The organism is Mycobacterium sp. SMC-17, from assembly GCF_045310915.1.
Lineage (GTDB): Bacteria > Actinomycetota > Actinomycetes > Mycobacteriales > Mycobacteriaceae > Mycobacterium.
The window spans coordinates 1-10,471 of the sequence record NZ_JBJIAK010000088.1 but is presented as its reverse complement, the minus strand read 5'-3'; the positions used below and the strand labels follow the sequence as shown (position 1 = coordinate 10,471).

The 10,471-nt window shown below is 64.1% G+C and carries 11 protein-coding genes and 1 pseudogene; 8 read left to right on the top strand and 4 right to left on the bottom strand.

Annotated features, from left to right (window positions below; genetic code table 11):
- Positions 1 to 186: 186 nt before the first annotated feature.
- Entirely contained in the window at positions 187 to 1,608 is a 1,422-nt protein-coding gene (locus ACJH7A_RS29330) for an NAD(P)/FAD-dependent oxidoreductase (RefSeq protein ID WP_103799453.1), read from the bottom strand.
- Between the two features lie 14 nt (positions 1,609 to 1,622).
- Positions 1,623 to 2,846, bottom strand: a complete 1,224-nt coding sequence (locus ACJH7A_RS29325; RefSeq protein WP_406803216.1) for an alpha/beta fold hydrolase — start codon at positions 2,844 to 2,846, stop codon at positions 1,623 to 1,625.
- 346 nt (positions 2,847 to 3,192) lie between these two features.
- Between ACJH7A_RS29325 and ACJH7A_RS29320 the strand changes: the two genes are divergently transcribed.
- Both ACJH7A_RS29320 and ACJH7A_RS29315 read left to right on the top strand, forming a co-directional pair.
- A complete protein-coding gene (locus ACJH7A_RS29320; RefSeq protein WP_181029265.1) occupies positions 3,193 to 3,540 on the top strand; it encodes a PAS domain-containing protein in 348 nt (115 codons plus the stop codon).
- Positions 3,541 to 3,632: 92 nt separating this feature from the next.
- Positions 3,633 to 4,319 (top strand): HD domain-containing protein, encoded by a 687-nt coding sequence (locus ACJH7A_RS29315; RefSeq protein WP_103799456.1) that lies wholly within the window; start codon positions 3,633 to 3,635, stop codon positions 4,317 to 4,319.
- 298 nt (positions 4,320 to 4,617) lie between these two features.
- On the opposite strand, the gene ACJH7A_RS29310 is transcribed toward ACJH7A_RS29315, so the two are convergent.
- A complete protein-coding gene (locus ACJH7A_RS29310) occupies positions 4,618 to 5,124 on the bottom strand; it encodes a YkgB family protein (RefSeq protein ID WP_103799457.1) in 507 nt (168 codons plus the stop codon).
- Positions 5,125 to 5,361: 237 nt separating this feature from the next.
- Here ACJH7A_RS29310 and ACJH7A_RS29305 point away from each other — a divergent pair, with 237 nt between their 5' ends.
- Both ACJH7A_RS29305 and ACJH7A_RS29300 read left to right on the top strand, forming a co-directional pair.
- Positions 5,362 to 5,526, top strand: a complete 165-nt coding sequence (locus ACJH7A_RS29305) for a hypothetical protein (RefSeq protein WP_181029266.1) — start codon at positions 5,362 to 5,364, stop codon at positions 5,524 to 5,526.
- Positions 5,527 to 5,737: 211 nt separating this feature from the next.
- Positions 5,738 to 6,364: a TetR/AcrR family transcriptional regulator gene (locus ACJH7A_RS29300; RefSeq protein WP_406803215.1), complete on the top strand. Its 627-nt coding sequence runs from the start codon at positions 5,738 to 5,740 to the stop codon at positions 6,362 to 6,364.
- Positions 6,365 to 6,429: 65 nt separating this feature from the next.
- Here the strand turns inward: ACJH7A_RS29300 and ACJH7A_RS29295 are convergent, their stop codons facing one another.
- Positions 6,430 to 7,098: a TetR/AcrR family transcriptional regulator gene (locus ACJH7A_RS29295; protein WP_103799459.1), complete on the bottom strand. Its 669-nt coding sequence runs from the start codon at positions 7,096 to 7,098 to the stop codon at positions 6,430 to 6,432.
- Between the two features lie 420 nt (positions 7,099 to 7,518).
- Between ACJH7A_RS29295 and ACJH7A_RS29290 the strand changes: the two genes are divergently transcribed.
- From ACJH7A_RS29290 to ACJH7A_RS29275, 4 genes and pseudogenes are all read left to right on the top strand, one after another.
- Positions 7,519 to 8,031, top strand: coding sequence for a hypothetical protein (locus ACJH7A_RS29290; RefSeq protein ID WP_142394587.1), 513 nt, complete (start codon positions 7,519 to 7,521; stop codon positions 8,029 to 8,031).
- Between the two features lie 223 nt (positions 8,032 to 8,254).
- The gene (locus tag ACJH7A_RS29285; protein ID WP_103799461.1) at positions 8,255 to 9,283 is read left to right on the top strand and encodes a DUF4331 family protein; all 1,029 of its coding nucleotides are present in this window, start codon (positions 8,255 to 8,257) and stop codon (positions 9,281 to 9,283) included.
- A gap of 120 nt (positions 9,284 to 9,403) precedes the next feature.
- The gene (locus tag ACJH7A_RS29280; RefSeq protein ID WP_406803214.1) at positions 9,404 to 10,030 is read left to right on the top strand and encodes an RNA polymerase sigma factor; all 627 of its coding nucleotides are present in this window, start codon (positions 9,404 to 9,406) and stop codon (positions 10,028 to 10,030) included.
- 73 nt (positions 10,031 to 10,103) lie between these two features.
- Positions 10,104 to 10,391 (top strand): annotated as a pseudogene (locus tag ACJH7A_RS29275) (transposase); the annotation flags it as partial.
- Positions 10,392 to 10,471: the final 80 nt, after the last annotated feature.

The window sequence follows — 10,471 nt, the reverse complement described above, 5'->3', positions numbered from 1 at the left end:
CCAACGCCGGTCTTGATCGAATACCTGATTCCGTGATGATCATCCTCGGGAAGGTGCGCCCACTTTCAGGCCGCCTCCTCGGGCCTCATCCACAGGTATTGATCATTGCTCCTACGAGCCGGTCCCGCCGGGCTTGCCGCTTCGGTGACGATGGCGAGACTCGCTTAGTTGGGGCGACCTCCTTGGTTACCTTTGTCTGGCAAGGAGAGGGTTCCAGACTTGGTTGATCGAGGGGTGCGGCGCTACGACGTGCCGCAGCACCTCGACGGGAACCTTGGCGACAACGGCGAGCGTGGCTGCTTGCGCGAGTTCGGCGAACTCGGGCCCGACGAAGGTGGCGCCAAGCAACGTATTGGTGTCGGCATCAATGACCAGTTTCGCCCAGGCATTGAAGCCGTCGCGGAACAGTGCGAGGTCGGGTACCGATTCGGGGTACCTCGCGGTAGCCGTCGTGACAGAGAACCCGTCGGCGCGTGCCTGTTCTTCGGTGCGTCCCACTTCGATGACCTGGGGGTCGGTGTAGATGACTTGGGACAGGTTGTAGGAGTCTCGGGCGATGAGTTCGTCGGCGCCGAGCTGACGACCCTGTGCACGGGCGGCGATGACGTCGGCGACGACGACTGCGTGATACTGCGAAAGGTGGGATAGCAGTGCGCGTCCGGTGGTGTCGCCTATCGCGTAGAGCCACTCGCCGTCTACGCCCTGCGCCTGCAAATGGTCGTCGACGGCTACAAAGGCCCCAGCGTGCAGCCCGACGGTTTCGAGGCCGAGGGCATCGGTGTTGACGACCCGCCCCGCAGCGATGACTATTTCGTCAACCTCGATGGTCTCGTCGCCGGTTGTCGCGCGGACGACGCCACCCGCCACGGGTCGGGTGACGCGAGACAGGTGAGTGTGGAAGCGAAGGTCTACCCCTTTGTGGCGCAGTGAGTCGGTGACCATCTCGGTTGCGACGGTCTCGGAGTTGCGCAGCAGGGTGTCGCCGCGGGCCAGTAGCGTCACTTGGGATCCGAGGCCGGCCAGAATGGTGGCGAATTCGACTCCGACGACGCCGCCGCCGATGATCAGGCTGCGTGGTGGTACGTGCGTCATGGCCGCCAAGTCGCGATTGGTCCAGGGCCGCGCCTCGGCCAGCCCCGGTATGTCGGGGATGGCGGGGCGGGTGCCGGTGGCTAGAACGACGGCATGCCGCGCGCGGATCATCTCCTCGCGTCCGTCGGAGTGAGTGACGGTGACTCTGCGAGGGCCGGTCAGACGGCCGTGGGCGTGAATTACCGCGAGGCCGCCCTGCTGGAGCGCACCGGTAACTCCATCGTCGTTGAGGTGGTCAACGATTGCGTCGCGTTTGGCGAAGACGGCGGCGATGTCGAGTTGTGCGTGCCCGACGGCTTCACGCACGCCAGGGACGGCCTTGGCCAGCCCGAGCACCTCGATGGGGCGCAGCAGCGTCTTGGTCGGGTTGCATGCGAAGTAGTGGCATTCACCGCCGACGAGGCGTTCTTCGATCAGGGCGACCCGAAGCCCTTCGGCGGCGAGGTAGCGCGCGGCGGAGGCGCCGCCGGGTCCGCCACCGATGAGGATGACATCGAACTCCGAATGTTGCGTCATTACAGCCCTTTTTCTTAGTCGTCCCGCGATTCGGAGGTGTGGATGGATACTTCGGAACGCAGGGTGCGGTGCACCGGGCATCGGTCAGCGATGGCGAGCAGTTTGGCGCGTTGGTCGGCGTCGAGCGGGCCAATGAGGGTGATGCTGCGGTCGATTCGGTCGACCATTCCCGTGGCGGTCTCGCATTCGGCGCAGTCCTTAGCGTGGATGCGGGTGTGACGCGAGTCGACGACGATGCGTTCCAGCGGCCATTGCTTTCGATCGGCGTACATCCGCACCGTCATCGACGTGCAGGCACCGAGCGCGGCCAGGAGAAAGTCGTAGGGGGTTGGGCCGGCGTCGTCACCGACGGGGTGGGGCTCATCCGCGGTCAGTCGATGCCGGCGCGCGCTGATCTGCTGGGTCAGTCTACCCGGGCCGCTCTCAGCGACCCGTACGGCGCCGTCGGCCAGCTCGGTCGAATCGGCCGTAGCCGTGTTGGAGGGCGCCACGTACCTGCTCGACCACGCCGCCAGGACGCTTGCGGCGTACTCGGCGTCAGCCCGATCGCTGAGAAGGTGGTCGGCGCCGTCAAGAGTGACGAAAGATTTCGGATGCCGCGCGGTGTCGAAGATGGTTCGCGCGTTGGTCACCGACACCACCTGGTCGACCGGGGAATGCATGACCAGCAGCGCGGCGTCGAGGGTGGAGATGCGCTCGCGCTGCGGTTGCACCGCGATGTCGTCGAGAAACTGGCGGCGCACCCGAAAAGGTCGGCCCCCGATCGATACCGTGGCTTCGCCCGCTTTGACGGTGGGCAGGGCATCACCCAGCAGGTTGGTGACGTGGGAGGGGTCAGCCGGTGCGCCGATGGTCGCGACGGCGCGGACCTCCGGGATGTGCTGCGCGGCGGCCAAGACTGCTGCGCCGCCGAGCGAGTGCCCGATCAGCACCGCTGGTGCATGAAATTGGTTGCGGAGATGGTCCGCAGCGCGCACCAGATCCTCGATGTTGGAGCTGAAGCCGGTGGCCGCGAAGTCGCCCTCAGAGTCACCCAATCCAGTGAAGTCGAACCGCAACACTGCGATTCCCTGCCTGGCCAGTGCACGTGAAATCCGGCCGGCGGAGACGTTGTCTTTGCCGCAGGTAAAGCAATGCGCGAACAGTGCCCAGGCTTTGGGGATGTCAGCGGGCATCTCCAGCTTGCCGGCCAACTCGCCGTTACCGCCGCGGAAGGCGGTTCTGGTCGATGTGCTCACCATTCCCCTTTCAGCTTCTGCGCAGCTTGACTGGACTGTACTACGTGGAACAGTTTGCGCCACCGCCACAAGCCGCAGACGGCTCCGGGGGACGACCTAAAGACTGAAGCTGCATCAGTATTCATTGAGATAAGGCGTTTTCAAATCGGACGCCGCGCCTCATGCCTTGCGGAAACCGCCGTGGTGATCAGACTTAACATCGCCAGAACTGTACTGTAGGGTACATCGCATGCCTCATGATCCGAGCAGCGAACTGGGTCCGGCTGGTCGACAGGGCGAAGGATGATACAGCGACAAATCGGGCACCCCGATCGTCACCAGCTTGGCAAGAAAGAGAACTGAGCACGTGGCAGAGTTCTACGCTCTCGTCGGCATCGACACGGGCAGCATCATTACCCATTGGTCCGACGGCGCCGAGCGGCTGTTCGGGCACCGCCGAGCCGAGGTGATGGGTCAGAACCTGGCGATCATCATTCCCGAAGAGCACCGCGAAGCGCACCGGGTGGGGTTCAGCGCCGCGATGCAGAAGCCCACCATCTCCGACGTACACCTCGACGTACCGACGATGCACGCCGACGGCCGTAAGCAGGAATACCCGGTACGACTCATGGTGGTCATGGATGCCTTCGGCGTCGCCCTGGGCGCCCTGGCGGTCTTCTCCAGCAGTGGAGTGGTCGGAATCCCGCTCTACTAACTGCACCACCCTGCGCTTGGTTCTAGTACGCACCGACCGCGCGGAGAGGGCATGCCTGCTCGTGCACGTACTCGTCGACCGGAAAGGTCTTCATGCGCCCGAACAGTGATCACGGCCCCGATCTCGGGCTACCCGAATCCACGATCGCCGTTGCAGCACAGGACTTCTGCCGCTCGGTATCACCGCCGTTCATCTACAACCACTGTGTGCGGAGCTACCTGTTTGCGCGGCATATGGCGACCGCGAACGGTCTGCGCGCCGGGACCGACTACGACGACGAGCTGGTGTTCTTGGCGTGCCTGCTCCACGACTTGGGAGCAACCGAGCACGCCAACGGCAGCCAACGGTTCGAAGTGGACGGCGCCGACGCGGCGGCCGCCTTTCTCAAATCCCACGGGTTGACCGACGGCCGGATCGCCACGGTGTGGCGGGCCGTTGCGCTACATACAAGCGATGGCATCAGTCACCGTTTCGGCAACGTGGAGGCCGTGACGCAGATGGGCGTCGGTGTCGACGTCTTCGGACGGGGGCGGGAAGCGATTCCGCAGGCGTTCGCCGACGTGGTTCACGCGACCTGGCCCCGCCACGACCTCGGCTACGCCTTGGCCGTGGCGATCGTGGAGCAGGTCGAGAGAAATCCAGCCAAAGCCAGTCCGTTGAACTTCCCGGGTCACCTCTACAACTTGCGCCACCCCGCCGGCGCACTGCCCGACTACTTCGATCTCGTCGACGCGGCGGGGTGGAATGACCGGCCTGATCGCGCCCCCACGAGCACCTAAGTGCTCAGCAACATTGCGGGGAAGCGTAATTCCGCCTGGCGCAACGATCGGCCAGTCTTGCAATTGCACACCATCGTCGACTTGCTGGTGCCCGTTCACGGGTGGTGACGCTCGACCAAGGCCCGGCGCAGAAATGCGCCGCCCGCGTTGTTCCACGCCAGACTCTTGGCGCGGCCGAGCGGGGATGGGCCGGAAAATCGTAATCACCCATCGCCATCGACACGTTGCAGGTACATGTTCTGCAGTTGACGTAGCTGCTCGTCCAGCTGCTAAGCGTCGTCACTCCCGCTGAGTCCTCCTAGGCCGCAATGTGGACCCGCAAACTCCGAATGGCGTCCCCCAGGGTGCACAATGCCACCGCGAGGAAAACGACATCCTTCAGCAAGAACGAGCCCACCAGCGACAACACCGGAAAACCACCGGCTTCGGGTGCCATCACACCTGGAGTGCTGAGGATAAAGCTCAGCGTCGCGACGAACATTCCGATCGCCATGACACTACCCAGGATGGACGCCTTCGGCGCCCACGGCTTGACGGCGATGAGCGCGGCGGCCGTCAGCTCGAAGACACCCAGAACGGCCGAGAAGGCCGTCACCGAAAAGACGTCGTATACCCAACTCATCAGGGGGCTACTGGCCACCAAGGGCTGAATGGATTGGGCCTCATAGGCAGTGAACTTGAGCGCGCCGATCCAGGCGATAACCAACACCAGCGCGTACCGGAGCGCAACGTCTCCTCCCGGAAGCAGAACCCGCGAGGTGATCGGCGAGTGCGACAAACGAGATGTGAGTGCTTGCAGCGACATTGGACTTCCTTCTCATTGATTGATTTTGAGGGCGTGTTGCACAACGGTGTGTCATCGGTACGGCGGGGCGTTACACGTTGCCGCCGGTCGGTCGTCCCCACGCCGATCCACGAGGCGCCCCGGTCAACCGTGTAACGAATACCGCCCATCCGGACACTCACTTGCGTCTGATCACCGTGCAACGCCGGAAGGGCCCCGCCCGGGTGATCGAGCGACAACATCAAAGGAGCAAAACCCATGACCGCGTCACCGTCGCAAGGCCGCATTCCGCCCATCACCAGCGCCGCCAGCGCACCCGTCATCACCGAATGGCGTTTACAACTGCTGGCCGGCTACCTGCCGCCGCTCATGGCGGTAGCAGTCACGGCGGTCGTGCATTGGGCCTCAGCGCGAACCTCCTAGCGCTCAAATGCCCCAGCAGGGGGCTTCTACGACGCGCCTTTGCGTGCCCGACGCCTGTTCCGACCCGAACGTCTTCTAGACATGACGCCCGCGCTGTCCCGTTCGGGCGGGGACGCGACGCATATATGCAGAACAGCTCTGAACCAAACAGGATTGGTCCGCGCACTGCTGCGCCGCCTACCAGACTGTGCAAGCTGAACGGAGACTAATCGTGAACAACTTTTCGCCTCGTAGGTATGTCTGCCGCGGTGCGCAGACTGCGCATCGCGGGCGCACCCGCACGGTGATCGTCGAGGCTGCGGCGGCAATGATGTATGCCCGCGGTGTCGCGGCCACCACTATCGGCGAGGTATCTCACGCGTCCGGCGCCGAGGTCGGCGAGGTTCACCGCCATTTCCGCGATAAGGCCGACCTGGTGCGTGCGGTCATCGATCGCGAACTTGCCGTCGTCCTGGGTGGTCAGGATGCGGCCGACGCAATCGAATCTTGGGACGGTCTCGACTTTTGGGTGTCGCGCGTCATGGCGGCTCAACCTGCCAAGGACGGCCCGTTCGCGTGCCCGCTGGGCAACTTGGCGACAGAGCTGAAGGACTCCCCGGCCCACCGCCCCGCGCTCGACGCCGCTTTCCGCACCTGGGAGGGACATTTGGCCGCGGGGCTGCACCGCATCCAGGAACGCGGCGAACTCGACGCCGAAGCCAACCCCGACCGCCTCGCCGCGAGCCTGCTCGCGGCCCTGCAGGGTGGCTACCTGCTCGCCTCAGTGCACGGCCGCATGGAGGTCATGCGCGACGTACTCGAGGACGCAGTGGCAGCCTTGCGGCGCTACCAGGTGTGAAACAGACATCGGGCCCATCCGCCGAGGGCGGCCGTCACCGACACTGGACGCGGCCGGCGGCTGCGTCAGCTCTTCGTCTTCAGCGTCCGCTGCCGCGGTATGGCCTTGCGGCGCAGCGACAACAGGGCGTTGTCGACAGCGTCTTTGAAAACCGTGTGATCGTCGTGGATTTGAGCCATCAACAGACCGCCTTGCACGGCAGCGACGATCGATTGCGCCAACCGGGCAGGGTTCGCCTGTCGGGTGAGCTGACCGCGTTCCCGCATGACCTCCAGGCCACCCGCCAGCGGCTCTTCCCAACGCCGGAAGGCGGCGTCCAAATGCGGAAGGTAGGCGGGGTCGTTCTTCAATTCAGCGGCCATGGTACCGAGCGGGCAGGCCAAGGGCCCGTCCTGCACACCGTGACTCTGCACCACCTGGTCGGCCCATCGACGCAGGCCCGCCCAGGAGTCGGTGTGATGGATCGCTGGCTGCGCGGCCAAGATCAGTTCGACCTGGCGGTCGATGACGGCGCGGATCAAGTCGGCCCTGTCCTCGAAGTAGTGGTACAGCTGCGACTTACCGCAGCCCGCTGCCGCCAAAACTTCGTCGAGGCTGGTCGACGCCACTCCGCTTCGGCTCATCATGGTCGCGGCCGCATCGACGATAGCGGTACGGCTACGAAGCCCACGCGGGGAGAGCGACCTCGCACTCTCGCCCATTGACGACTTCTCGGGCGTCCGCGTAGCTGCCATCTGATCAGGATACGTTCCCTCTTAGCCACTCGACCCTCCGCGATTCGCCGGCCTCAGTGAGGGTGCAGCTGCCGTCAGGCACCGTCAAGGGTCTAGAGCCGATCCCGCGACGACCGGAAACAGACATGTTGCACGCGTCGACATGTCGCTCTCACGGAGGACTCGCCGAGTGTCAACAACGGCGAACAACCCACCGCAGAACTGTACTGTGTAGTACATTGCTGTGGGCACGCCCCCTGGGTGCCGCGTGCCGACGGCGTGAAGGGGCCTCATGACGGCAGCCGCACCAACATGGCGTGCGTTGTGTCCTCGATGCCGATCTGTCCGAAGTGCCTGTAACGGTTCGCCACCGTTCCGACACTCACCTTCACCGCCATCGCACCAATGAACCTCGAAGGCTCGACGACCAAAGGAACGCTCATGACCATCAGGCACCCCGCTACCCGACCCGTCGACGCTCCGATCGTTCCGGTGCCTGGATGGCGACTGACCTTCGCCGCGGGCTTCGTGCCGATCACCGCCGGGTTGATCATTCTGGCCGTCACCTGGATCTCCGCGGTCCGCGCGAACTCGCCCTACTGGTTGGGCACCGGAACCCTAGACTTCACCCACGCCAGCCTCACCCACGACGCTGCGGCCTGGCTGGACACCAACGGCTCAGTCGGTGGTGTCAACATCATCGCCGCCGCCGCAGGTGTTCTTGTCATCTCCCGGTTCGGATTGCGCGCCGGACACCGATGGGCGTGGTGGTTCCTCGCATTCAGTTTCGTATGGGTGGGATTGCACGATGCTGTCATGGCCACTCGATTCTTCTTCGATACGGGCCAGCCTTTCATGCTGATGCCGTACACGTTCTGCGCGTTGCTGGCGGCCGGACTGCTCCGCTCACGCCGCGCGATATTTGGTGCGACGACCAAGAGCGTGACCGGTTAGGGCGGGGGCGCGCGCGAAATCCGTTCCGGAGCGGAACGTTTCGCCCGCGACGACATCTTCCAGCTCACGCCGTTTGAACAATGAGCTGACGGTTACCGCCGGCCCTCGGCGTAATGCAGCTCTTCGAAAAAGTTCGGTACTGCGCAACAAACACCAACTTCGTCCCTTCGCCAGCTCACCCTACAAACGTCGCACACGTTGCGTGCAATAAAGGAAAGCCGTTATGTCCCACCACTTCGACACCCCTACCGCCCAAGAAGATCCCCGCCTTAACCTGTGCGACTTTTACCTGTTCGGCGGCACCGCGGACACGACGGTGTTCGCGATGACCGTCAACCCCGCCGCTGACCTGGACACGTTCGCACCCTTCCGGGATGAAGCTCTCTACGCCTTCCGAGTCGACACCAACGGGGATCGCCGCGAAGATGTCGCGTTCAAAATCCGCGCCGGAGACGTCGTCCACGTCGCCGATGGTGACGGCGAGGCGCATGCTCAACGCGTAGAGGTTCGCTACGCTACCGGCGCTGACGCCACCAGCGGCGCAGCCGGCCAGGTGATTGCTTCAGGCACCACGGGTTCGACCGTCTTCGGCAATGGCGGGGTGCGAGTCTTCGCCGGTGTCGCCCACGACGTCTTCGCCGGCGATGCCGCTGCCGTGGCGGAGTTCCAAGCGGCATTCATGCGCGACTCCTATCAACCCGAAGCGTTCGACAGTCACGTGAACTTTTTCGCCGGCAGAACGGTGGGCGTCATCGTCCTAGAGGTGCCCAACACCATGCTGGGAACCTCGGGTCTGCTCCACGCGTGGGCTACCGTGTCCCTGGTCGGGCACGCGCCAGAACAGCAGGTAGCCCGATGGGGTTTGCCCCTGTTCACCCACCTTTTCCTCGGCGACGACGAGCTGAAGGAAGCCTTCAACCGCAGCGCACCCTCGGCGGACGACTCGGCCTTCGTGGCCAGCGCCCGTGCCACCGTCGCCAAATACGTCGAGCTGGCAGGCACATCACCCGACCCTGAGGTCTACGCCCAGCGCGTCGTCGACATGTTCGGCCCCTTGGCGCTGCCCTACGTGATGGGCAGCGCCGCATCGTTCGACTACACCGGGTTCAACGGCCGCGCACTGGCCGACAACGTCATGGACCACATGTTGTCCCTGCTCACCAACTCGCCCCTCGGCACCGGCATCAAGCCCGACCGCGGATACATCTCGGCGGAGTTCCCCTTCTTCGACATCCCCGCGAAGAGCCCGTAGCCGGTACCGGGTGCATCCCACGTGAGCCAACTATCGCGCTGTTCACTCAGCGAATACGGCGCAGAATGAGCGGCGGGTCGCTGCGCGGTCGTCCGTGTACCACCGAGAAGGGATACCCACATGCAGGAACCGGCGGACATAGCACTGTTGGCTGAACAACTGCGCAACGGCGACCGCGAGGCGTTCGGCAAGCTCCTCGACTTCTATGGGCCCTCAATGCTGCGGGTAGCTCGCGGATACGTTTCCAGCCGCGAACAAGCAGAAGACGTCGTGCAGGAAACGTGGATCGCGGTCTTCAAGGGCATCGATCGGTTCGAGGGCCGAGCTTCCCTGCGGACGTGGATTTTCTCCATCTTGATCAATGTCGCCAAAAAGCACGGCATGGCCGAACGTCGTCACACCGACACCGAGGTACGCGTCCTGACCGGCGGCACCGTCGATCCCGACCGATTCCGTGACGCCGGGGACCCCTACCCAGGACATTGGAAAGAACCGCCCGCCCCGTTTCCGGAGACCCCCGAGGGATCGCTGCTCAGCGGTGAACTCACTCGAGTCGCCACCGCGGGGCTGCGCCGGTTGCCTGAGCGCCAGCGTGAGGTGGTCCAACTACGTGACGTGCAAGGGTTCAGTTCCGAGGAGGTATGCCAATTGTTGGACATCACTGCGGCCAACCAGCGGGTGCTCCTGCACCGCGGTAGAGCCGTCGTCCGTCAAGAGCTGGAATCTTACCTGGGAACAACCGCATGATCCCGGACGAGATCATCTGTGAACCGCCCCAGGTTTGATGCCGCTGCTGTTTGAGTCCGGAAGGATGAACAGCATGCCCAAGAAGATCGATCCTGCGTTGCGTGACCGTGCGGTGCGGTTGGTGACCGAACATCAGCAGGAGTACTCGTCGTTGACCGCGGCCTCCGAGGCGGTCGCGCGCCAACTCGGCGTGGGCAAGGAATCGGTGCGTCGCTGGGTGGTCCAAGCCCAGATTGATGGCGGACAACGCCCGGGTGTAACCAGCGAAGAAAACGACGAAATCAAACGCCTGAAGGCTGAAAACCGAAGGCTCCGTGAGGATGTCGCGATTCTGAAAGCGGCAACGACTTTCTTCGCGGGGGAACTGTGCGCCACGAGGCGCTGGGTATATCGAGAGGCGGTGAGAGACCGTCTCCTTCGGGTCGTCGCAGCGGCCTGAGG

Bases quoted from the DNA above. Each gene is read 5' to 3' on its own strand.
- ACJH7A_RS29295 (WP_103799459.1), bottom strand. From the start codon at position 7,098: ATGGCAGCTACGCGGACGCCCGAGAAGTCGTCAATGGGCGAGAGTGCG.
- ACJH7A_RS29285 (WP_103799461.1), top strand. From the start codon at position 8,255: ATGTCCCACCACTTCGACACCCCTACCGCCCAAGAAGATCCCCGCCTT.
- ACJH7A_RS29280 (WP_406803214.1), top strand. From the start codon at position 9,404: ATGCAGGAACCGGCGGACATAGCACTGTTGGCTGAACAACTGCGCAAC.
- ACJH7A_RS29290 (WP_142394587.1), top strand. From the start codon at position 7,519: ATGACCATCAGGCACCCCGCTACCCGACCCGTCGACGCTCCGATCGTT.
- ACJH7A_RS29310 (WP_103799457.1), bottom strand. From the start codon at position 5,124: ATGTCGCTGCAAGCACTCACATCTCGTTTGTCGCACTCGCCGATCACC.
- ACJH7A_RS29305 (WP_181029266.1), top strand. From the start codon at position 5,362: ATGACCGCGTCACCGTCGCAAGGCCGCATTCCGCCCATCACCAGCGCC.
- ACJH7A_RS29330 (WP_103799453.1), bottom strand. From the start codon at position 1,608: ATGACGCAACATTCGGAGTTCGATGTCATCCTCATCGGTGGCGGACCC.
- ACJH7A_RS29315 (WP_103799456.1), top strand. From the start codon at position 3,633: ATGCGCCCGAACAGTGATCACGGCCCCGATCTCGGGCTACCCGAATCC.